This window comes from Cytophagaceae bacterium ABcell3 (assembly GCA_030913385.1).
Lineage (GTDB): Bacteria > Bacteroidota > Bacteroidia > Cytophagales > Cytophagaceae > ABcell3.
Map to the genome: position 1 here is coordinate 4,608,751 of CP133159.1, position 24,144 is coordinate 4,632,894.

General features: G+C 42.6%; 20 protein-coding genes. 14 read left to right on the top strand and 6 right to left on the bottom strand.

Annotated features, from left to right (window positions below):
• Positions 1-211: 211 nt before the first annotated feature.
• The 3 genes from RCC89_18805 to RCC89_18815 all read right to left on the bottom strand — a co-directional run bounded on the left by RCC89_18805 (position 212) and on the right by RCC89_18815 (position 6,441).
• Positions 212-4,123, bottom strand: a complete 3,912-nt coding sequence (locus RCC89_18805) for a hypothetical protein (protein WMJ75197.1) — start codon at positions 4,121-4,123, stop codon at positions 212-214.
• A gap of 56 nt (positions 4,124-4,179) precedes the next feature.
• Entirely contained in the window at positions 4,180-5,427 is a 1,248-nt protein-coding gene (locus RCC89_18810; GenBank protein ID WMJ75198.1) for a tetratricopeptide repeat protein, read from the bottom strand.
• A 228-nt stretch (positions 5,428-5,655) separates the two neighbouring features.
• Positions 5,656-6,441 (bottom strand): helical backbone metal receptor, encoded by a 786-nt coding sequence (locus tag RCC89_18815; GenBank protein WMJ75199.1) that lies wholly within the window; start codon positions 6,439-6,441, stop codon positions 5,656-5,658.
• A gap of 703 nt (positions 6,442-7,144) precedes the next feature.
• On the opposite strand from RCC89_18815, the gene RCC89_18820 reads away from it, so the two are divergent.
• From RCC89_18820 to RCC89_18835, 4 genes are all read left to right on the top strand, one after another.
• Positions 7,145-11,203, top strand: a complete 4,059-nt coding sequence (locus RCC89_18820; protein WMJ75200.1) for a DUF6531 domain-containing protein — start codon at positions 7,145-7,147, stop codon at positions 11,201-11,203.
• A gap of 6 nt (positions 11,204-11,209) precedes the next feature.
• On the top strand, positions 11,210-11,656 hold the full coding sequence (locus tag RCC89_18825) for a hypothetical protein (GenBank protein ID WMJ75201.1): 447 nt from the start codon (positions 11,210-11,212) through the stop codon (positions 11,654-11,656).
• An 857-nt stretch (positions 11,657-12,513) separates the two neighbouring features.
• Positions 12,514-13,920 carry an RHS repeat-associated core domain-containing protein gene (locus tag RCC89_18830; protein ID WMJ75202.1) on the top strand — a complete coding sequence of 469 codons (1,407 nt, stop codon included), beginning with the start codon at positions 12,514-12,516 and terminating at the stop codon, positions 13,918-13,920.
• Positions 13,921-13,922: 2 nt separating this feature from the next.
• Positions 13,923-14,273 (top strand): hypothetical protein, encoded by a 351-nt coding sequence (locus RCC89_18835; protein WMJ75203.1) that lies wholly within the window; start codon positions 13,923-13,925, stop codon positions 14,271-14,273.
• A 253-nt stretch (positions 14,274-14,526) separates the two neighbouring features.
• On the opposite strand, the gene RCC89_18840 is transcribed toward RCC89_18835, so the two are convergent.
• Positions 14,527-15,903 (bottom strand): IS4 family transposase, encoded by a 1,377-nt coding sequence (locus RCC89_18840; GenBank protein WMJ75674.1) that lies wholly within the window; start codon positions 15,901-15,903, stop codon positions 14,527-14,529.
• A 64-nt stretch (positions 15,904-15,967) separates the two neighbouring features.
• On the opposite strand from RCC89_18840, the gene RCC89_18845 reads away from it, so the two are divergent.
• From RCC89_18845 to RCC89_18880, 8 genes are all read left to right on the top strand, one after another.
• On the top strand, positions 15,968-16,408 hold the full coding sequence (locus RCC89_18845) for an NADAR family protein (GenBank protein WMJ75204.1): 441 nt from the start codon (positions 15,968-15,970) through the stop codon (positions 16,406-16,408).
• A 139-nt stretch (positions 16,409-16,547) separates the two neighbouring features.
• Positions 16,548-17,288: a hypothetical protein gene (locus RCC89_18850; GenBank protein WMJ75205.1), complete on the top strand. Its 741-nt coding sequence runs from the start codon at positions 16,548-16,550 to the stop codon at positions 17,286-17,288.
• A gap of 65 nt (positions 17,289-17,353) precedes the next feature.
• A complete protein-coding gene (locus tag RCC89_18855) occupies positions 17,354-17,605 on the top strand; it encodes a hypothetical protein (protein WMJ75206.1) in 252 nt (83 codons plus the stop codon).
• 35 nt (positions 17,606-17,640) lie between these two features.
• A complete protein-coding gene (locus RCC89_18860) occupies positions 17,641-17,862 on the top strand; it encodes a hypothetical protein (GenBank protein ID WMJ75207.1) in 222 nt (73 codons plus the stop codon).
• 1 nt (position 17,863) lies between these two features.
• Positions 17,864-18,157: a hypothetical protein gene (locus tag RCC89_18865; GenBank protein ID WMJ75208.1), complete on the top strand. Its 294-nt coding sequence runs from the start codon at positions 17,864-17,866 to the stop codon at positions 18,155-18,157.
• Between the two features lie 166 nt (positions 18,158-18,323).
• Positions 18,324-19,046 (top strand): DUF4136 domain-containing protein, encoded by a 723-nt coding sequence (locus tag RCC89_18870; GenBank protein ID WMJ75209.1) that lies wholly within the window; start codon positions 18,324-18,326, stop codon positions 19,044-19,046.
• A gap of 229 nt (positions 19,047-19,275) precedes the next feature.
• Entirely contained in the window at positions 19,276-19,635 is a 360-nt protein-coding gene (locus tag RCC89_18875) for a DUF3127 domain-containing protein (GenBank protein ID WMJ75210.1), read from the top strand.
• Between the two features lie 24 nt (positions 19,636-19,659).
• Complete coding sequence (locus tag RCC89_18880) at positions 19,660-20,445, top strand: methyltransferase domain-containing protein (protein ID WMJ75211.1); 786 nt, start codon at positions 19,660-19,662, stop codon at positions 20,443-20,445.
• Between the two features lie 49 nt (positions 20,446-20,494).
• On the opposite strand, the gene RCC89_18885 is transcribed toward RCC89_18880, so the two are convergent.
• Both RCC89_18885 and RCC89_18890 read right to left on the bottom strand, forming a co-directional pair.
• Positions 20,495-21,385 carry an alpha/beta fold hydrolase gene (locus RCC89_18885; protein WMJ75212.1) on the bottom strand — a complete coding sequence of 297 codons (891 nt, stop codon included), beginning with the start codon at positions 21,383-21,385 and terminating at the stop codon, positions 20,495-20,497.
• A gap of 69 nt (positions 21,386-21,454) precedes the next feature.
• Entirely contained in the window at positions 21,455-22,051 is a 597-nt protein-coding gene (locus RCC89_18890; protein ID WMJ75213.1) for a hypothetical protein, read from the bottom strand.
• A gap of 200 nt (positions 22,052-22,251) precedes the next feature.
• Here RCC89_18890 and RCC89_18895 point away from each other — a divergent pair, with 200 nt between their 5' ends.
• Entirely contained in the window at positions 22,252-23,019 is a 768-nt protein-coding gene (locus RCC89_18895; protein WMJ75214.1) for a cyclase family protein, read from the top strand.
• 447 nt (positions 23,020-23,466) lie between these two features.
• Positions 23,467-24,042: a DUF4142 domain-containing protein gene (locus RCC89_18900; protein ID WMJ75215.1), complete on the top strand. Its 576-nt coding sequence runs from the start codon at positions 23,467-23,469 to the stop codon at positions 24,040-24,042.
• Positions 24,043-24,144: the final 102 nt, after the last annotated feature.

Below are 24,144 nucleotides of genomic sequence, written 5' to 3' on the forward strand. Positions count from 1 at the left end.
TTTTAAGTTATTAAATAATATTTTTAGAATCACCTAAACTTAAAACAAAGGTAAGCAAAATATTTTTTAAGGCAACAACGTTACATATATTTAGGTTAAAAAAAAGCATAAAAAAAGCACTTGACTATACAAGCCAAGTGCTAATCCTTCTCCGAGCTAAGAAAACTCTTTATTTTGTGGCTGCGCACACATGTAAATTATTCAGAAGGTTCTATCTATCTTGTTTAGTTTTCTGATAGAATTCACCCTCTTCTCCTGAGCCTCCTATAAACGGCAACCTGTCCTGGATTTCGTCTACAATATCCAGCAAGTTAATTACCCCAAAAGAGTCGAACATTCCTCTACTTAACGCTTCTACCAAAAGACCGGTAAACTCCATTTCAGGTTCTCTTTCAGCAGACATATCACCCACTGTAAAGTCATCAGTACCCTCTAAATTATCTGTATCCAATAACCTATCGGCGATACTGCTTATTACTGTAGTAGGGAAACCAGGTTCTTCAGGCCCTTCTTCGAGCAGCTCTATACTTAAATTTTCATAGCTAGCATACATATCGCCATTAGCTTCACTCCTATTACCTTCCATTTCAAACCTTAAACTGTGCATTTTTCCCTCCTCTATTCGCACAAAAGCTATAAACTCAAGAGCAGGGTTTAACTTTTCAAGGTTCAGGGGTTGCAGCTCTCCTGAAAAAGTGAACGACTTGTCAGGGTCAAGCACTGGAAATGCTAGAACTCCTTCAAAATCTCCTACTCCCATTAGGTCGAAGTTAACTTCAGCCACCGTTTCTTCATAACCCTCAGTGGGACGATTGACCACATCACGGATGGTAGCATTAAAATCTTCAAAGGTAAACTCGCCCGATTCATAACCACCTTCAGCAAGCTCTTCATAAACAAGAAACCCATCTTCCAGCACAATTTCTCCTATATTAAGTCGTATTGGAAGTGTGGTCAACTGATCGTGCGGATACAGTGGCGGCTCTGCCTCAACTGGCGGCAAATGGCGGTCGAGGAACATCCCTGCCTGTGCACCTCGTATATTGATTTGGTCAGCAACAAACTCTAAGTCCAACACTCTGTTGTACTCAATGCCTGTCATTTCAATAAATGGCACCTCTATGTCCATCCGTAAACTTGCCTCACCCAATATCTCTGCAAACTCAATTTTAGGGTAATTCGGTATCAGCTCAAAGTTATTCATACTCAATACCCTCTTTTCTTTATTGGCCTTAAAGTCTTCCAGCTTAATTGTATAAAGATGATCGGGAAGCGCCTCTACCTTATCCATGTTAAGGTCAAAGTTTTTAGCAAACAAAAACCGGTCATCCGCATCAACAGCCGCTGAGTCAAACCTAATGTTGTCCATAGCAAGATGAAGCCCTTCGACAACATAATGCGCTGGTTCTTCATTATCTTCCGTTTCCATTTTCACATCAAAGAAACCATTAGAGATTTGCAAATCCCCCACAGTGAGCAAAGACACAAAAGCTGAAAGCTCTTCTGGTATTATGTAAAGATCGGGTTCTTGCTCACAGTCCAACGGCCTATCATCCTGCTCATCATCTACCTCCTCTTCTTCTTCTGTCCCTGGAACAAAACCAGTAATTTGGGGAGATAGTATGGCAATTCTTTCAACATGTGTATCTTTTCCTTGCTGCAGATTCCCCCACTGGGTAAAATTTATATTCAACGCCTCAAGAGAAGCCGCTACTTCAGGCGAGGCAGTGCCTTCAAACTGCAAGTTATTAACAAAAAAACCGCTGTCAGTAGCAAAAACGACTTGATCTGTGGACATTGAAAGCATACCTCCTTGATTGAAGCTCATCCCCTGGCGCATCATTAAAGAGGCTTCCTGAGCATAAACAAAACGATTGGCATCGCTAGCTCCGACAGCATCCAGTCTTAATTCTGAGGCTAAAAGGTTAAAATCAGGAACAACCAGCTCAGACACATCTTCCCCATTAACCAGCCTAGCCTGGACATCTGCATTAGATATATCAATTAATCCGACAGTCAACAATGCCACAAACTCATCTAGCCCCTCATGAAAATCAAGCTTAAAACCTCTATCGTTCCCAGCTTCCTCATTCACCGCTTCCTCATCATCAGGCAGTTCAAAGTCACCCCTAACTACCGGACTACGCAGTGCAATAGCCTCTATTCTGGTATTCTGCCCTTGCTGAAGTTGTCCCCATTGCGTAAAGTGAAGATCCATGCGGGCCAATGAGGCATCTAATTGGGCAGAAGCACTTCCCGAAAAATCAATATTCCTGACAAACACCCCGCTATCAGTAGAAGCCACAAATAGTCCAGTCCGCATAGCCATTTCATCGCCCTGCTGCACGTTCAAGCCTTGGCGTGCCAATACAGAACCTCTCTGCGCATACATAAACCGGCTTGGATCGGAGGCTCCTAAACCATCTATCCTAAATTCAGAAAACAAAATGTCTATATGAGGAACTTCTACCTGAAGAGGCGCTTCACCTTCTCCATTTTCAAGAACAGCAGACAAGTTAGCTTGCGAAACAGCTACAGACCCAATAGTCAATAAAGGCACGATATCATTTACATCATGATGCAAGTCTAGCTGAAATCCCCTTTGCTCTGGTGCAGAAGCCTCGCCATTCTCCATTGGCATCCTGCCACTAAATACAGGCCTATGCAAAGCTATAGATTCAACTCTGGTAGTATCGCCTTGCTGTAAAGCTCCCCACTCAGTAAAATGGATATTCAGACTAGCTAAAGACGCTTCAGAAAAAGGCAGTTCAGCACCTGACAACTGGATATTATTGACAAATACACCGCTGTCAGAAGCCATCAAAAACATATCCGTACTTGCAGCCATCTCCGCTCCCTGACGCACTACCATTCCTTCTCTGGTGAGTACAGAAACTTCTGAAGCATACATAAAACGGTCAGTATCCACCGCCCCTGCTGAATCAAGTTGTATGCCTGCCAAATTGAGATTTAAATCAGGAACCTGCACATCCATCGTATCGGCACCTTCAGGAAGCAAGGCATGTATATGTGCATTCCACATCTGCACGGCGCCTACCGTAATAGAAGGATATAAATCATTTAACTCTTCATGAAATGTCATTCTAAAACCCTGCTCATCTGGATATCCCACCTCTTTACCTCCATTACCAGGAGTCATTGGCGGGGCTACCATATAAATATTAGGGTTATTCACCACCAAGTGGTTCACATGAAGTTCCTCGCCCCCCTGTTGCAGCTTTCCCCATTCATCAAAAGCAAGTTCTACACTGTCCAAAGCCAAACTTATATAAGGCTCCTCTAAAACCCGCATATTTACCTTATGCTGATACAGCGAGTCGTCTGTACGCACATTGACTCCAAAGGCACGTAACTTATCATCAGAATCCCAGTAAAAAGACTTCAAAGCACCATCATAAAGCCCTACCAAGTCAAAGGTTGCTGTATCTTGAATGGCTATTTGAATGCGATCAGTATAAAGAAACTTGTCTTTATCATAAGCAGATGCTGAGTCAATCCTTAGGTTATTTACATCTAAACCTCCGTTCGCCAAAGAAACATTGTTCCAGGCTTGCCCATCCTGAATTGCCATGGTAAGAAAAATAGAATCAATTTCGATAGTGTTAACAATTAATGCATCAGCAAACTCTTCAAGGTCACGGTAAATATCCTCTATGTGAAACTCCGTTTCTTGCTCATAGGCACGGACATTTAACACAGGGTTGAACAGCCTAACAGCACCAATTTGAAGACGATTGGCAAGTAAAAAACTCCACACGTTGATATTGCTAATGGTTAGCCGGTCAGCCTCAAGGTCTATATAAGGCATAGGGTCAGGGTCGTCAAGCTGGGCAGCGTGTTCATCCTCGTTTGTCCAAAACCGTATATCGTTCACCTCAATCCGAAATGTACGTACATTCAGATCAAGTTCGCCAATCTCTACTTCATAAACCCCATCAGTACCCTCTCGCACTTCCTGAGTAATGGTATCTTTTATATAATCATCCAGAAATGCATCTGCAACAATTAAGACCCCCAATACCAGAAAAGCTAAGGACAGAAAAACAATAGATATAATCTTTAAAGCCTTTCCTTCTCTTCTTTTACCTTTATTCTCTTCCATGGCTATAATTATCCCTCCTAAATAATTAAGCCAATATGACTAAGAAATGTTAAGTGTTATTTGCAGGCAGAATGTAAGCTAGGAGAAAACTCGTTAGATACTTGAGAAAACCCTAATTCTAATGAGGCAAAAAAGTCTTCACAAGCCTGTTCGGGGTCTTCCAAAAAGAGCCAAGTTTGTCCTCTGTAGTAAAAAGCTCTACCATACTCTGGGAACAATTCCAGCGCTTGATCAAAGTCCTCTACAGCTTTTTCATACAAACCTAGACGTAGGTAAGCCTCAGCCCTCTTATTGTATATTGAAAAATTATACTGGTTTAGCGAATTATAAGCGGTAAGATCTGCAATAGCAGCATGCAAGCTGTTCATATCCAAGTAAATATTGGCCCTGAACAAATAAGCATCCATATAGTCAGGTTTAAGTGCAATGAGCTTACCATAATCTTCCACTGCCTGCCTTTGTTCACCGGTCATTACTAAGGTTCTTGCCCTGTATAAATAAATATCGGCCAAAGAAGAGTCTATCTTTTCCGCAACGTTAAAATCAGCGATTGCTTTGTCATACTTTCTTAAGTAATGCAAAGTAAGCCCTCTTTGAACAAGTAGTTCGGGATTTTTTTTGTTTTTTGACAATGCTTTGTTCAGCCCTTTCAAAGCATCACTGTACTTACCAAGCCTGTTCAAAGCTCTAGACCGGAACAAGGCATAAGTAAGATTGTTTGGCTCTGCATCTACAGCCTTCTGCAAGTACATTAAAGATGCCATATCCCGCCCCAGTCTACTTTCTAAATAACCTGTCAAAAAGTATAGTTCTGAAGAAGGTTTAAGCTTGACGCACTTTTTAAAATCAAAGAGCGCATACTCATATTCCCCGGCCATTTTATAAAGCATACCACGCTGATAGTAAGCATCCCGCAAGTCAGGTTTTAAATTTAAAGCCTGGGCATAGTCATCTATAGCCTCCTCTTCCAAACCGGCGGCTTCTTTCGCACGGGCACGAAGCATAAAATACTGGAAATCTTTAGCGTTAGTACTTACTAATTTATCATAATCAAGAATAGCTGAAAACATATTTCCAACTTTAAAATGGGCGTCGGCCCGCAATTTTAGAGTTAAAGTATCATCAGGCCTACTTTCCAAAACAACTGAAAAATCCGAAATAGCATCTTCAAAAAGCTCCTGCTCCACCTTTTGCATTCCACTCGCCCTTAAGCTGTCCAAATCATCTGCCAAAGAAGATACCGCATAACAAGGCCCTCCAAGCACGAAGCCCATAAGCAAAAACGGTATAAGCAGTTTCTTCATAATTAGCAATAAAAAAATATTAAGGCACCTTGTCATTTTACGGCAACCGAAAGAAATGGTTTACTCCACCATACAACTATCAGAATTAAAACCATTTAACACAAAAACACCTTTTTTATAAAACATATTTTTAAGATATTTGTCTGTAACACTGCTATTTCAGCCAGTTTCTCAGGCAGATCGCATATCTATGTTTTCCATCGTAGGCAGCTTATTGGCACCAACCTTTTATAAACTTTCAACCAATTCAGAAACATATCCTTTTATATACCTCATCCGAGCGCCATACCATGAAAAAATTTCACCATCAACACAAACCACTTTACTGGAAGGCGCCAACTCCTGAAATGCTGCCTTGTGTTTTTCTTTGAAAGGATATGGTTCGGAGGAAAGAAAAATAAGGTCAGGGTTTAACTGGCGTATTTCTTCATCTGAGAGGACCGGGTACCGCTTCAAGTGTTTAGCAACATTTACAAAGCCTGTTTTTTCCAAAACTGCATCAATATAAGTATTCCCTGCGGCTACCATATATGGTTTTTGCCATATAAAGTAAAGCACGCTTAAAGGCTGGGGAGTTATCGGCACTTCCAATCCTGAAGAAATCTCTTTTATAAGTTTATTCCCTTCATCAGGCGTTGCTGTTACTGTGGCTACCTTTTCTATCATATCAAGCGCCTCCTCGACATCATGAATATCACTCATCCAGACCGGAAGCTTTTCTTTTAAGGCCAAAATACCTGTTTTTTCATTTTCCTCCTTATTGGCTATAACCAAATCGGGCTGCAATTTTATAATATGATCAACCTTAAAATCTTTTGTCCCTCCTACTTTAGGCACACCTTTCATAAGTTCTTTGGGATGGGTACAAAACTTTGTAACCCCACAAATACGATCTTGTAACCCTAAGTGGAATAACAGTTCTGTATGAGATGGAACAAGCGAAACTATTTTTTTAGGGGGGAAGTCAATACTGACTTTATATCCCATCTGATCTTGAAAAACTTTACTCGCCATTTAATGTATTTTCAAATGTTTTTATTATTCAATGACTTTGTTCATTAAACCTGGATTATGCATTAGAACTTTCTATTGCGTGGCAAAATACAATTATCCCAGAAACAACACCAGAAATTTCTAAAGCACAGCAGCAAAAATTGAACCACCAACGGAAGGTTGAGCAAGTGCCCACCCCGGTAACAAAACCGCCAGTTTAAGTATTATGCCTTAGGATCCAGGACGGACTTAGATTACATACCCCACAAAAAATCCTCACCACCTAGTTTGCGGCCATTCACATTCAAAAAACGAAAAGCCTATAAAAACTTTCTGGCATTATTTTCCACTATGCATTAGATTACAAACCCTCTTTCTCGAAGGGCTGGAAAGCGAGGTGAAAAATAATTGAGCGTACAAATCTCCCCACTCACTTTACTTATCCATTCATTAATTAGGATTTATGCAACAGTAAAACAACGATGTTACCTGAAAAAAGCAGGTTGTTTAACAAAAACAAAAAAATCATATTTTTTTTATGACCAAAAACTGGTAATTATCAATAGTTTAATTTATTTTGCTTTCGTTTTCAAGCCTTTACCCTTCAGCTATGTTTTTTTTTGATGTTTAGATTTTTTTTGAGGGAAAGATAAAAGAAGCTGTTTTAAGAAAGGCCTTTAATATTAACTAACCAGCAGGCGCAGTCTGTTTTACCTTTTTCTATATGCTTTTAGCCAACAAGCACTATACCATGGTCATGGGTATGGACATCCACATGGTTACCATACCACCCGGTGTACCGACGCCCATACCGCACCCTTTCATAGGCTTTGTCATGGATCCTATGGACTATGTGCCCTTTATCGGATCCACGGTGTTTATCAACGGCGTGCCCCGTGGCACCAGCGACACCAACGGGATGCTCGGTATAACAAAACATATCCCTATGGGCGGCCCCTTCACCATGATGCCCATGATCGGGCACGAGTCCGTCAACTTTTTCGGCAGCCTTACCGTCAAGGCGCAGGGGATGTCCCTCAGCCCCGCAGGATATATGGTCATGAGCTGCAACGACATCGGCATGCCGCTCACCGCCACACCCGGCAAAAAGATGAAGCCCAGGCCGAGCCTCTTCCTGCCAAGTTCGCAGACCGTCCCATTGCCGGGCGGAAAGCCTGTCATGGTAGGCGGCCCTTATGCGCCCGACCTGGCCGGTGCCGCCAAAAGGCTGGCCATGTCCTACGGTTTCGGCGGGCTGCTCAAAGTAGGGGGAAAAGCTGGGAAAGCTGGCCTTTCGGCATGCAAGAAAAAGACAAAGGCCGCAGGAAAACATACCAAAGGGCAAAAAGACAGCCTTACAAAATGTATCGGTGACCCTGTCGATATGGTCACAGGGCGCGTTATTTACGGGGGCACGGACTTTGAGCTCCCCGGGCCACTGCCGGTCACCTGGGAAAGGAACTGGTACTCGGACTCCTCCTATGAAGGGCCGCTGGGGCACGGCATGCACCACTGTTACGACCTTTCCCTGCACTTTTTCAAAGAAGAAGAGGCCATCATGCTGGTGCTGCCCGACGGCAGGACAGCCTCCTTCCCGTTTTTGGTGGCAGAGGGCGAATCCTTCTACAACCGCATGGAAAAGCTCACGCTTACCTGTGTAAACTTTAGGGAATACCGCCTCAAAGACCATGAAAAAAACCTGACCTATACCTTCCGGAAAGAAGGCAGGGAGTTTTTCAGCCCCGTAAAACTTGAAAATACGGCCGGACAGGCCTTGCGCTTTACCTATAACCAGCGCAGCTGCCTGACCTGGATCACCGACACGGCAGGCCGAGAGATCAGGCTGCACCTGGACCATGGGGACAGGATCAAGAAAATTACCGCCAGGCACAAAAAGAAAGAAAAGACCCTGGTGGAATACCGGTATAACGAGGCCGGCGACATGGAGGCGGTTGCCGATGCCCTCGGACAGGAAACAAGGATGCAGTACCGCAACCACCTGATGGTGTCCAAGACCGACCGCAACGGACAGACTTTTTACTGGGAGTACGACGGCCACTCCACCGGTGCCAGGTGCATCCACACCTGGGGCGACGGGGGCTTGTTGGAAGTCAGGCTGGATTACGGACAGGGCAAAAACGTGATGACGGACTCCCTGGGCCGCAAGACCGTGTGTTACTACAATGCAGACAACCTCTGTACACAGATAACAGACCCGGAGGGCAACCATATCTTCCACGAGTACACCGACTATTTTGAACCCTACCGGGACATTGACGAAGAAGGCAACCTGACGGGCTATACCTACGATGACCGGGGCAACCTCAAGTCGGTGGTGTACCCCGACATGACCTCTTCCGTGTTCGTCTATGACGACCAGGACCGCCAGATACTGTCGGTCAGCCCCGAAGGGAGGAGCACGGTAAAGGTCTACAACGAACAGGGCCTGCTGTGGTCGGTGGAAGACCCCGACGGCAGCGTCAGCAGCTTCCAGTACAACGGACAGGGGCTGGTGGAAAGCATACGCGACAACAAAGGGCGGCACACAACATTCAAGTACGACGGGGACCACAACCTGGCACAGGTCACCTTCCCCGACGGTGCAGAACAGGAATGGGGCTATGACGCCTTCGGGCGGTGCTTCTACTCCAAAGACCCCGAAAAGCGCGAGCAGAACTTCTACTATGACGACCTCGGGCGGCCCGTGCGCGTGTGCCTGGCCGACGGCAACATCATAAAGCTGTCCTACAATGCCTATGACGAGGTGGTCCGTGCCGAGGACATGCAGCACAAGGTGCGCTTTGAGTACACGCCCCTCGGCAGCATCAAGCTGCGGGAGGAGGACGGCGCCAAGGTACACTTCAGGTACGATACCGAAGAGCAGCTAAACGCCATAATCAACGAGCACGGGGAGGTATACCGCTTCAAAAGGAACGGCAGGGGCGATATCGTGGAAGAGGCGGGCTTCGACGGCCTTACCAGAAAATACGTCCGCGACAAAGCGGGCAAGGTAATAAAAGTGGAAAGGCCGGGCGGCAGGCACACCACCTATGAATATAACCGCAAGGGTCAGATCTGGCGCGCCGAGCACAGCGACGGCACCTGGGAGACCTATGCCTACGACAAGGACGGCCAGCTGATAGAGGCGGTAAACCAGCACAGCAAGGTGGTCCTCACCCGCGACAAGAACGGCAGGGTAATCAAAGAAGACCAGGACGGCTACACGGTAGAGAGCAGCTACGACAAACTGGGGCTGAGACAGCACATTGGCAGCAGCCTCGGTGCGGACATACAGCTGGGGCGCAACGAATCAGGCTTTGTCACCAGTATGCAGGCCAGCCAGCAGGGCATGAAACTCCCGTGGCAGGCAGAGATCACCTACAACAGCCTTGGACAGGAACTGGACAGGGTACTCGGCATCGGCAACGTAAAGAACCAGTTCGCCTACGACCTGTCGGGGCGCCCGAGGGAACAGAAGACCTGGAACGGTACCGGTGCCCGTCGCCTGCACCGCCACAAGCAATATTACTGGCACCCCAACGACCGCCTCCAGCGCATCCACGACGTGCTGACAGACACTGCCACCAGGTTCCGGCACGACAGCTTCGGCAACCTGATCGAAAGCCTGACCGTTCAGGAATATCGTATACAGGGAAAGGAAAACTACTTCCGTGACGAAGTCGGGAACATATTCCGTGAAGAGGAAAAGAAAGACCGGAAATACGGCGCGGGCGGAAAGCTGCTGGAAAACAAAGGGGACAAGTACAGTTACGACGAGGAAGGCAATTTAATACAAAAGACGACCAAAGAGGGCAACTGGATTTACGAGTGGAACGGCAACGGCAGCCTGAAACAAGTGACCCGCCCCGATAACAAAACCGTCAGTTTCGAGTATGATGCTTTAGGGCGCAGGACCGCCAAGTTATTTGACGGAAAGATTACAAGATGGGTCTGGGACGGGAACAACCCCGTTCACGAATGGCATTATAAAACAGAAGACCGTCCAATAGACGTGGTGGACGAGTTCGGGTTTATTTCTAAGGACAGAGAGGAACCTGTAGAAAACCTCATTACTTGGGTTTTCGATGATGGCTCATTCAAACCTGCCGCAAAAATTGTAGACGGAGAGTATTATTCCATCATCAATGATTATCTTGGCACCCCGAAGGAAGCCTATGACAAATACAGCGACTGCGTATGGAAGTGTGAACATGAAGCGTACGGAAAAGTAAGGAGTTGCGAAGGAGAAGTGGGATTTATTCCATTTAGATTCCAGGGACAGTACCACGATGTGGAGACGGGGCTTTACTACAACCGCTTCCGCTACTACGCCCCTGACGAGGCCATGTATGTGAGCCAGGATCCAATTGGGTTGGAAGGGGGAAATCCGACTATTTATGGATATGTTTTTGATGCTAATAATGAAATCGATCCTTTTGGGCTGGAAATGTGCAATGCAAAAGTTTCAAAAGTCGCAAAATGGCAGAAAGCTGTACAAGGAATTGATGGGCCAGGCATAAGTGACCATTTTGCAAAACATGGATCACAGGTAGGTGCGTTTTCAAGAAAAGCCTATGATAAGAGTGCAAGAGAAACAATTAGGAATGGGCGTAGGTTTAACTATAGGGATAGGTCCACTGGTAAAAGACGAATTGGATATTACGATTCTGAAACAGGACTTTTTACAGCAACTACCCAAAGAGGAAATAATGCCATAATTCATACTCATTTTGCAGAAAGTTGGGATAACCTAAGAAAGTTACCAGGGTTCTCAGCAGGGTAGATATCTATGAAAAATAAAAACAAATTGTTACATTCAGTGAACACTAGACTAAAGAAGAATAATTGTTTACCCCATATTGTTTCTTCTTTAGCATATGATATTTTTTACTTGATCTCAAATTATGAAGATGTAGATGACGAACTTATTAAAAATAAATTCCTTGATTATGTAACTAGAAATAATCAGGAGAATCTTTTAGATATCCAAATTGAATATGCTGTTCAGCTTATGGATCATAATTCTAAACTAGAGTATGAGGAGGTACATAAAGTTTTTTCTTTAGTGGATGAGATCTTCGCATTAAAAAAATTAGGCTTAAAAACAGACTTTTTGTGCCACATTTATGAGCAAAAATTAAAAATTTTTCTTCAAAAGGAATTTACAAGAGCAAAAATGGTTGTAGAAGACAGATGGGAGGATTGGAAAAAAGATTGGTGGTGGTATAGAATTTAACTATAGAATTTAACTACAGTATTTAAAACAACGTGGTATTTGGACAATACTTTTCCCTGCACAACGCCAGACAAAACCATATTTAACCCTTCAAATATCCGAATTGTCGGATCATCAGATGTTTGCAGTCTGATGGTCTGTTTTCTATTGTTGTTTTTATTGAAAGTTTTTTAAAGAACCATTTTCGGCTTGGTGATTTTAAAGAGATTCCCCAACCCAATCTAATATCCTTACTTTTCCCCTGTCAGCCTCGGGAGTTTGAAAGGGCTATAAGTGTTTGTCCGGTATTTTTATGCTCATTTAGTTCCTTATGAGCAAGTATGCAAAGGGAACCGTGACCAGAAAGTTTATCATGTTCATCAAATGAATCATTAAAATCATGGTTCAGACAGATACGTCCGCGACAAAGCGGGCAAGGTAATAAAAGTGGAAAGGCCGGGCGCAGGCACACCACCTATGAATATAACCGCAAGGGCCAGATCTGGCGCGCCGAACACAGCGACGGTACCTGGGAGACCTATGCCTACGACAAAGACGGCCAGCTAGTAGAGGCGGTGAACCAGCACAGCAAGGTAATCCTCTCCCGGGACAAGAACGGCAGGGTAACCAAAGAAGACCAGGACGGCTACACGGTAGAGAGCGGCTACGACAAACTGGGGCTGAGACAGCACATTGGCAGCAGCCTCGGTGCGGACATACAGCTGGGGCTCAACGAGTCAGGTTTTGTCACCAGTATGCAGGCCAGCCAGCAGGGCATGAAGCTCCCGTGGCAGGCAGAGATCACCTACAACAGCCTTGGACAGGAACTGGACAGGGTACTCGGCATCGGCAACGTAAAGAATCAGTTCGCCTACGACATGAACGGCCGTCCGCGGGAACAGAAGACCTGGAACGGCACCGGTGCCCGTCGCCTGCACCGACACAAGCAATATTACTGGCACCCCAACGACCGCCTCCAGCGCATCCACGACGTGCTGACAGACACTGCCACCAGGTTCCGGCACGACAGCTTCGGCAACCTGATCGAAAGCCTGACCGTTCAGGAATATCGTATACAGGGAAAGGAAAACTACTTCCGTGACGAAGTCGGGAACATATTCCGTGAAGAGGAAAAGAAAGACCGGAAATACGGCGCGGGCGGAAAGCTGCTGGAAAACAAAGGGGACAAGTACAGTTACGACGAGGAAGGCAATTTAATACAAAAGACGACCAAAGAGGGCAACTGGATTTACGAGTGGAACGGCAACGGCAGCCTGAAACAAGTGACCCGCCCCGATAACAAAACCGTCAGTTTCGAGTATGATGCACTGGGGCGAAGGACAGCAAAAATATATGACGGAAAGATTACAAGATGGCTGTGGGACGGCAACGTACCGCTGAACGAGTGGAAATACGACCTCGAAGACAGGCCCAAAGACGTGGTGGACGAGTTCGGGTTCATTTCTAAGGACAGAGAAGAGCCCGTAGAGAACCTCGTCACATGGGTCTTCGATGATGGCTCATTTAAACCAGCGGCAAAAATTGTAGACGGTGAATATTATTCCATCATCAATGATTATCTTGGCACCCCGAAGGAAGCCTATGACAAATACAGCGACTGCGTCTGGAAGTGTGAGCACGAGGTTTATGGGAAGGTAAAAAGCTGTGAAGGGGAGGTTGGTTTTATTCCGTTCCGTTTTCAAGGCCAGTATCACGACGTAGAGACGGGCCTGTACTACAACCGCTTCCGCTACTATGCACCTGACGAGGCGATGTATGTGAGCCAGGATCCGATTGGGTTGGAGGGGGGAGATAGGTTGTATAATTATGTTTATGATCCAAATTGTAGAATTGATGTACTAGGTTGGGTCGATATTTGGTATAGAGCATTAAGCCAAGCTGATATAAATAGTTTAAATAGTGGTAATGGAAAAATACCCAAAGATCCATTTGCCAATAATTCTCCGTTAGAACATGTTTTACATGGATCAACTGATGGGTATAATGATCAATATATTTCATTAACTAAAGAAAAAGCCTTTGCGGAACGGTGGGCTCGAAAGTCTGGAACCGAAGTTGTAAAAATAGATTTGGATCAAGTACCTAACAGTAAATTAGATTTAACAACTTCTGCTGGAAGAGTAACTCATCTTGGAAATGCAGGATTAGGTGACCCAGACATTGTCAAAGCAAATAAATTTGCTAAAAACGCAGCAGAGTTACTAGTTGAAGGAAATATTCCTCAAGCAGCCATTGTTGACAGGTATAAACCAAAATGTCATTAAATATGATTACTTTAAAAGAAAAAGCTAAACTCTTTGAGGAGTATTATAATTCAGATAATGATTTTTTAAGTTATTTGAGATTGAACTATGAGTGGGATCAGTCCAAGTTTGACGTATTAGTAAAACTAATTAAAAGTGTTTTAGATGAATATTCCGAAGAGCCTGTTTTTCCAAAAACTTTGTTGCATTTTTTTTATTTAGATTTAAAATTAATTGAAGGAATAATTTCAAACCCTTTGTTTTATAAAAGTCCACCAGCAAATTTTTCCTCTGAGCAATATAGTAGTTATTTAATAAATCAACTTGAAACTTTAAAAAATCTACAAAGGATTTTTTTGGGAAAAAGGAGCTAAATATAGATACACCATAATATTGCTAAAAAGTAATTTATTATGTTATAAAAATACTAGATTTAATAATAGGGACTATTTCTAAAAGTTTACTAGTAAATAACTGTACAAATCTTTAGTAAAGATGAAATTTAAAACTAAAAGAGAAATTTCTTAAATGGATACTTCTGCCCAATATGAATTTTTTTATGGGTATTATCATCCTTTGTCGCAATGGTATATATCAGATTCAATGTCGTTTAGTTAGTGATAATGGTCACAGTTTTTTATAGTTCATCGAGTGTGGTTTTTTTATTTTTTTAGGTCGATCTACTTTTCTGTCTGGCCTTACAACTTCTTTGGTTCTGGAGACAATATCATCAAATGCTTTAACGGCTTTTCGGTATTTTCTTTTAAGGAAAATTGGGATAAGCATGTCCATTAAGTTTGCTAAAGCATTTGTCTTATTAGGTTTTTGTTGGTATTTTCGCTTCTTTTTTCCTTTCTCTTCTTTCTGTTCCTCTTCCTTTTGTTCCTGTTCCTTTTGCTCCTCCTCATATTCAGCCAGGACTTTAGCTTCAATAGGATGGCAATATGCTGCACATAGTGTTAAAAGGAAAACTTTGGCATGAAAATCCTGACGTACAGCCTTTGCCGTTTTTCCAGAAAAAGATTCCAGATCAAGACGACTTTTCAGTAATTTATAGCACTCTTCCTCATTCCACCGATAATGATAAAGCCGCTTAAACTCCTCAATATCGTATTTTTTTAAATCTGTCAGGGAAGTACAAAGTATTTCTGTCTCACCTGTTTCAAGCTTTACTTTTATAAGCCTGCAGTCTATTTCTTGACTGATAATTTCCGGGTATTCACTCAGTTTACCATGGTCTTTTTTAGGGAGCCGAAACTTCACTATGCGTTCCTGTTCAGGGCTGGCCATCAGACTTTCAACTTCTTTCCACCATTCATTCTCAAGCCTTATGCAAAACTCTACCCCCTTGGCTTTAAGCAGAAAAAACAACCAAAAACAAGGATATCCCCTGTCCAGAAGGAGCAAATCGCCCTTTTCAACTTTTTTAAGGTGCTGTACAAGCAAATCTCTTTCGCTTGAAGCATAAGGTGCTATTTCTGCATCGAGAGTTATGTGATTAAGTACATCATAAAGCATAGAACCCATTGCCATAGAGCGAGGAGTGCTTGCTTTAGGCCCAAACATATATTCCCCAAATTCTTCTTTTACTGTGGGATGATTTGGAAGTTGAAGACGGGTGCCATCAACAGCAAGAGTACGCATGCCATGCCATGTGTAATAGGAGGCCTTTTTGTAGAAAAAATCCACACTTATTTCGTTCAACCTAACAAATGCCCATGGATTTAGCTTGGATCTGGACTGAGAAAGGGCGCTTTTAGTAACCTCGCGAATATTAAAATCGCTATTGGACATTGCTTTGTAAAATCTGTCAAGATCACGTTGCAATGCTGACTTAAAAGACATGATAAAAACAATTAACTTCCTGATATCCAGCTTTCTTTGTCTAGAGAATACCCTTTCACAGCCGTCTTTAACACGGCTAATGAACTCTTTACAGTTAATCTCATGGCTGATATGTTTGGTTAGTTCTTCTCTATAGTCAGAGTTTTTATTAGTCCCTATATACCCTCACAATTTACAAAAAAATATCTTACCAATACAACAAGAAAAGCTTAACTAAACGACATTGATATCAGATTTTACAATTGAGGGAAATATATTTAATTGTTGTGAACAGTGGATGATGTACAACAAAGCTTTTTTATTTGGCGACAAAGATAAGGCAAAGCAGATTTTGGAAGAAAAAAGACCAAATGTTCAACGAAAGCTTGGGAGACAAGTTCGTTTTTTTAAAGAAGAAAAGTGGCTGCAATATCGATATAGGATTGTTTTTCAAGGAAATTATGCTAAGTTCACACAAAATGATAAACTTAAAGTGTATTTATTAAATACCGGAAATAAAAAACTAGCCGAATCTAGCCCGACAGATTTAATATGGGGAATAGGGTTACCTGAAGATAGTCCTTATAAATTTGATGAATCTAAATGGAGGGGAGAAAACTTGCTTGGAGAAGTTTTAATGAAAGTAAGAGAATGTATAAGAACAGGATATCAACCCTTTAAATAAGAATGCACAGTATCCTGCACGACACCAGGCAAAACCATATTTACCTTATAAATATTCTAAATATTAGATTATCAAACAATTACATTTTAATGATCTGCTGGTTATATATTTCTCTTATTGACAGTTTCTTAAATGGCTTTTGGGTTGCCGGGTTTTAACAAATCCCGCAACCGATCCGGTTTATTTTCACCCTTTCCTTGCCAGCTTCGGCGACCTGAACCGAGAACTGATGTATATCGGGCGCTTTTCCGCTCATTACTTCCAGAGAGATAAGTACGACAAACTGGGGCTGAGACAGCACATTGGCAGCAGCCTCGGTGCGGACATACAGCTGGGACGCAACGAGTCAGGTTTTGTCACCAGTATGCAGGCCGGCCAGCAGGGCATGAAACTCCCCTGGCAGGCAGAGATCACCTACAACAGCCTTGGACAGGAACTGGACAGGGTACTCGGCATCGGCAACGTAAAGGACCAATTCGCCTACGACCTGTCGGGACGCCCGAGGGAACAGAAGACCTGGAACGGCACCGGTGCCCGTCGCCTGCACCGCCACAAGCAATATTACTGGCACCCCAACGACCGCCTGCAGCGCATCCACGACGTGCTGACAGACACTGCCACTAGGTTCCGGCACGACAGCTTCGGCAACCTGATCGAAAGCCTGACCGTTCAGGAATATCGTATACAGGGAAAGGAAAACTATTTTAGAGAGGGCGGAGCGTTAAAAAATGATTTGGTAAATCATTTTAGCGACGAGCCAGCTTGCAGGGCTGCAACATCTTCCGTGAAGAAGAAAAGAAAGACCGGAAATACGGCGCGGGCGGAAAACTGCTGGAAAATAAGGGAGATAAGTATACTTATGATGAAGAAGGCAATTTAATAAAGAAGTCCACCAAAGACGGCAACTGGCATTATGAGTGGAACGGCAACGGCAGCCTGAAACAAGTGACCCGCCTCGATAACAAAACCGTCAGTTTCGAGTATGATGCTTTAGGGCGCAGGACCGCCAAGTTATTTGACGGAAAGATTACAAGATGGGTCTGGGACGGGAATACGCCAATTCACGAATGGCATTACAAAACAGAAGACCGTCCAATAGACGTGGTGGACGAGTTCGGGTTTATTTCTAAGGACAGAGAAGAGCCTGTAGAAAACCTCATTACCTGGGTTTCGATGGGGCGGAGCGTTAAAAAATGATTTGGTAAATCATTTTAGCGACGAGCCAGCCTGTAGTGGGAGCACTCAAGCCAGCGGCAAAAATTGTAGACGGAGAGTATTATTCCATCATCAATGATTATCTTGGCACCCCGAAGGAAGCCTATGACAAATACAGCGACTGCGTCTGGAAGTGCGAGCATGAAGCATACGGGAAGGTGAAAAGTTGCGAAGGGGAGGTGGATTTTACACCTTTCAGATTTCAGGGGGGGGCGGAGCGTAAAGAAATGATTTGTTGAAATGAGTAAAGAAAGAGGTCTTGAGCAATATTATTCAGGAGATAAAGTATGGGACAATTGGGTACAGAAGGCTAAGGAGGATTATTGGAAAAATACAGATTATCAAAAAGAGCTACTATCTCTACTGGATAAAAGTTTTGACCTAGCAGTTGTAATTTATGCAAAACATGGTAAAGGAAGTATTTGCTGGCTTAGCAAGGAAGTTCCTGCGTTGGAAAACCTAACTCCAATTGAATGCCTGAAAACAAAGGAACTAATGCTCAGGTTAAGAGAATGCTTATTAAGAATGCCCTGATTTTCATCTACGGTGGCCAGACAAAGCCATATTTAGTCGTTCAATTGCTCAAGGGAGTAATATAAATAATCTGCTACATTGAGAAAAATCATAACTATAAGCCAAACAATCTTTCTTTCCAACCTCTTATTTTATTGAGAAGGGATAAAAAGTTAGGAGGCGAGGTATGAAGAAGACAGGAAGATGGGCAGGACTTATAATTGGTTTGTTTACGCTGGTATCTTTTATAAAAGGGTGCACTTCTATATACAACACCTATGCAGACCTAGATGCAGAAGCAGACTTTGCAGAATACAAAAGCTTCTCATGGATTCCTCGAGATTCATTCCCGGTTTACGGGACTGAGTATGATAATGAACTGGTAGAAAAAGAAATTAATAACTTGGTAAACCAAGAATTGAGGGCCAGAGGTATGTTTGAAGACAATTATGACCCTGACCTCTACATAGTTTATTATTTTCAAATGGAAGACAAGATCAATACGTTCCAGTTGCCAGTTTATGCTTATGCGCCCACAGCCAGAGACCTAACACCAAATCCGTACACATATACAACCCATATGTATAACAATCCACATAGTAATTTCTGGAACTTCAGGTATAACAACCCATACAATCCACACCAGACACCGTACTTGTACGACTGGAATGTACCCGTAGGAACACCAGAAAAGCCTTATATTATAGGACAGTATATACAAGAAATCCCATTTACAGAAGGGATGCTGATTATAGACATTATAGACAGCAACGACAATAGTCTAGTCTGGAGGGGTTGGAGTACTGGTGCGCTCGACTCTCCTCATATTTACAAACAAAAGCTGCCCGTCATGATCCGGGACATTTTTACAAGATACCCCGTAGATCCAGTAGGTATGAGCCGAAAGTAAAATCGGCCTCTTTAGTTTTTTGCCGCCTCCCTCCCCCTAACACTACCCCTGCTTAAGCGATGATTATATTTTACTGATTTTTTGAATATTAATACCTGCACGAACCCCATTCTATAAAGATTGGTTTTATACAAATAGAGTTTTATCAGATTTTTAGATGAGCATACTAAAGGATTCCTCTTTGGTTATGTTATCTTTGTATTTGGACCAAAAATAATATAATTAGTAAATGGAAGTTAAAGGAACCGTAATTAAGCTCCTTCCCCTTCAGAAAGGTCAAGGAAGAAATGGTGAATGGAAAAAGCAAGAGTTTGTTATAGAAACAGCCTCTCAATACCCCAAAAAGGTATGTATGAATTTATGGGGAGACAAGATTGATCAATTTAATGTTCAAGAAGGAGAGCAAATAACAGCTTCAATAGAAATAGAAAGTAGAGAATACAACGGGCGCTGGTATACCGATGTACGCGCATGGAAAATACAGAAAGACTCAGAAGGTACCCCTCCCCCACCACCCCCGGCAGATGATTTCCCAGGCGAAAATGCATCTTCATTTTCTGGCGGAGACCCAGACGACTTACCTTTTTAACGAAATAGTTTATTTAAACAGGGAATGGATCAAAAAATAGTCAACTTTGTAAAAAAGGTAGTTCCACATGATATCCGGATTTTCTTTAGAAAGTTAAACTGGAAGCGTCACTACATACTGCAAAACCTTTTTCAGGCACAAAAGCCGAAAGTTTATTGCCCCATTGCCAAAAGAGAGTTCAAAGCTTTTGTAAGGCTTCAAAACGAACTTATTACTCCAACCAACGGAGCGCGGGCAAGACAGAGGCTGGTATGGCATTTCATTGAAAACAAATTAGCTATTCTAAATAGAAATGCCAAACTTCTGCATGTAGCACCAGAACACGCATTTTATCAGGTTTTTAAAAATCAAAAAAACCTCACCTATGTAGCTGGTGACAAAATGGTAGACGGATATTCGAATCAAAAAGGTGTGCAAAACATCGACTTGACAAAGCTTTCATTTCCTGACAATGAGTTTGATTTTGTTCTTTGCAACCACGTATTAGAGCATATCCCGGACGATGGGGCGGCCATGTCAGAAATCTATCGGGTTCTTAAAAGTCAAGGCACTGCTATCATAACAGTACCGATAAATGAAAGTTTTGAAAAGACGTATGAGAACCCCTCTATCACCTCACCCAAGGATAGAAAAGAACATTTTGGCCAATGGGATCATGTAAGATGGTATGCACCAGACATTAAAGACCGACTTGAAAAACATGGGTTTACTGTTGAAATGAACAGATACGGTAAGGAGTTTTCGACAGAGGCCTTTGAAAGGTTTGGCTTTTGCAATGATATCATTGTGGTAGCCCATAAAAAACCATAGACAGCCCAGTAAATATTAGAGAGTAGCTTACAGTATTACTCTCTAATATTTATTTATTGTTCCTACGGACGAACCCCTGTATAGTATATACATAGTTGATAAACTCCATATCTATAGGCACAGACTGATGCCAAGCCCCTTCTACCCGATACCCCTCTTTAAAAGCACCATTATGATTGTTATAGACAAGTTCTCCATGCGCCTCTATATGAAGTAAGCGGTCTTCGGTACCGTGCATCCACAACAAAGGCTGCTGCACCTTCTTAATTTCATCAGCATTGTTTATTTCAAGGTTAGTGATATAAGAAGCCGGAAGAGAAAGCTGTACCGCATCTCTCACGAAAGCCTCTGCGGACGCAAAAGGTGCCTCCAAAATTAATTTAGAAGGGGTTAAAACCTGCGGATGCGCTGAAAGTTTTGTAGCAGGCGCTGATCCTAAACTAAAACCATAAATCACCAGCCGGTCGTCGGTTAGGCCTCTTTCCTTCAGCCATTGAAGCACCGCCCGCGTATCAGCATATAAACCTTCCTCCGTAGCTTGCCCCTCAGACTTTCCATACCCTCGGTAGTCAAAAGTTAATACTCCATAACCAGTATTGGCCAGCAACTTAGTTCTTGGCCAGTAATAGTCCATATGCATATGATTTCCATGACAATAAACAATAACCGTATCTGTACTAATAGTTTCCAGATCCCCAACATAGGTGGCATAAATCTTAGCCTCATCCCCATTCAGGTTCGAAGTCATTTGCACCAAATGTATTTTCTCTTCAGGAATATCAAAATAAGACCCTAAAGTAAAGTCCGTTTTCCCTTTGTAATCATCAAATTGATAAAAGTCGGTTTGTTCTGGCTCAAACAATACATCCTCCACTCGCATACATGAACAAACCAAACACATTAAAACACCTACTACCGGAAATACTCCTATCTTCCTCATATGACCTCCTCTACTAAACCTTCAATACATATACTCAGCACAATTCCCAGTCAAACCTGGCCCTGCATACTAAAACCTTCTTGATACCCCAAAATAAAAACCCCAGACCCCGTGAGAGCGAATACTTAAAAAGTCCAGAGCCATACGCTCAACATCTGCCCCAGGCCCCATATATTTCAACTCAAGTGTATAATTCATCCGTGGTGTTGTAAATGTATGCCCCGTATGAAAGCCGGGCACCCAATAGTTGTACCTTTCTTCACCATGTACCGATTGCTCTCTTAGGTCAAACCAGTTAGTTGTTCCCAGATAAAAGAAGTTTCCCGTATCACCATAATCCCAGTAAGCGTTTAAGTCCAACTGAGGGTAAAAGCGAAAATTCCAATCCCATCTGTCAATCATAAAATTCCCAATAGGTGAGATGGTCAAACCAGGAATCATACCTTTTGGCTTCCATAGCCCTTTTACCATTCCAACATCAGCATTGAAAACACCAAATAAAAGTCCCGTAGTATTAACACCACCAAACACCGTCAAATCGTCAGCTATGCCAGCAGCTCCTGAGAAAGACGTCATTGGAATAGGCGCAAAAGTGTAAGGGTGTCCTGGAAGATTTACCAAAGGACCTCCTACAGAAAACGACACTGCTTTCTCCTTTTTTTCCAAAGGCTTCACCATTCGCACGGGTGCACATGAAAAAACAAAAAAACAAGTAGTTATCGATATGTAAGCTAGTGCCCTCACATTTAATGAACCTATTTGTAGAGAAGTTTGTTAAGCCCACCGACTTATTTCGCCAAAAATTGACTTTTGTCTATTTTATTATATAACTTCATTTTTTGAACCAGATTAACAAATAGTAGCGAATGACAAAAGTAGTTGACCTTTCTAAAACAATAGCTTACAGAAAGGAAGACCCTTGGTATATGAGGGTCAAGATCAAACACAAATCCCACAAGAAAGGCTATTGGCTGGTGAGGTTATTTTTAGGCCTTCCGGCAAAATTATTTCCCAAAAACTTTGTTGGCTGGGCAGATGATGCTATAAAGCACTTAGGCGTACATGCTTCCACACATATAGATGCCCCTTGGCACTATGGCCCCGAGGTAAATGGCAAAAGAGCAAAAACTATTGATGAAGTGCCACTTGATTGGTGTTATGGCCCAGGGGTAGTCATTGACGTAAGCCATATCCCTGACAATATACCTGTTACTGTTAAAGATCTTAAAGCTGACCTGGAAAAAACTGGAGCTGAGATAACACCCGGCACTATTGTATTGATCAAAACAGGAAGAGATAAGTACTCCGGAACAAGAGAGTATCCTGAAAAAGGTACCGGAATGAGTCGTGAAGCTACCGAATGGCTAATCGACAAAGGTGTTAAAGTAATGGGAATTGACCAGTGGGGATGGGACCTACCTTTAAAATTTATGGCTGAAAAAGCCAAGAAAAGCCAAAACCCTGAACTCTTCTGGGAAGGGCATTTGGTAGGCCTTGAAAAAGAGTATTGCCACATGGAACAACTCGTAAACCTTTCCGCACTACCTCCTTCTGGTTTTAAGGTAGCTGTGTTTCCCCTTAAAATAAAAGGAGCATCAGCAGCCCCTGCAAGGGTAGTAGCAATTTTTGACTGACCCTTTTCTCACATATTTTTAACCTGAATGATGCGCTAGGATTTGTCATAAAGAGCAAAACAACAATAAACCAGCACTTTTGGGTCGCAAAGCATAAAAGCGCTATGGCTAAGACACAAAGGTGCGCAAAGCGGCTGACTTGAAGTTATTTTGATATATAATAGAAAGCCTTTTTTTCAGGTTTAACTCCTCCAAGAGAGGAGTTTGCTCCCCCTAAACCTATGCTACAAACAATAAATTCAGTCTATCAAATATAACTTTTCAGACTATAAAAATCATTTTCACAAATACTTAACACACCTAATAGTCAAACAGATCCAACATAAGAAATAGCTTAATCTTTTATTAATTTTCGAGGAAAAAATAAAGCACTTCATAAACATTTTCCACAGCAGCAGGTTAAAGCTAAAGTATTGATTATTTTTTTAGAACTTAAAACTGTAGAAGATGAAAAAGCTAGCATTTACAGGTTTGTTATTAGCAGCATTTTTAACATACTCATGCGAACAACCTGAAAGAACAGAAGAAGAGACTGCGCAGGAAACGACCGAAGCCACAGGACTTGCTGAAGAAGACAGAGACTTTCTTCAAGAAACTGCTAAAGAAAAAATGTTTAACATTGAACTGGCAAGACTGGCACAAGAACGAGCCGTAACAGAAGAAGTTAGAGAATATGCCAACAATGTTCAAACAGAGCATCAGAATATACATCAGGAGTTAGCTCAATTTGCAGAACAAAGAAACGTATTTCTTCCTGACTCCTTAGACGAAGATCAAAGAGAAGACCTTAACGAACTAGCGCAAGAAGAAGGCTTTGACTTTGATGAAGAATTTATGGACCGTATGGTCGAAAGAAACAGAGACGCCGTTGACCGTTTTGAGGACAGAGCTGAAAACACTGAAGATGAACAGCTCAGACAATGGGCGCAAAACACTGTTCCTGCCTTAAGAACACAGGTAGAAACTGCTGAAAATGTTGAAGAAGCTGTAGAAAGACAAAGAGAAGCTCAGCAGGAAAGCTAATTTTTTTTGTTGATTTATTGTATTTGGTTAAAAGGGATAAAGGGCTTTATGGAGCCCTTTATTTTTTTTAGGATTACCCATTTAAGTCTCTAGGAAGTAATA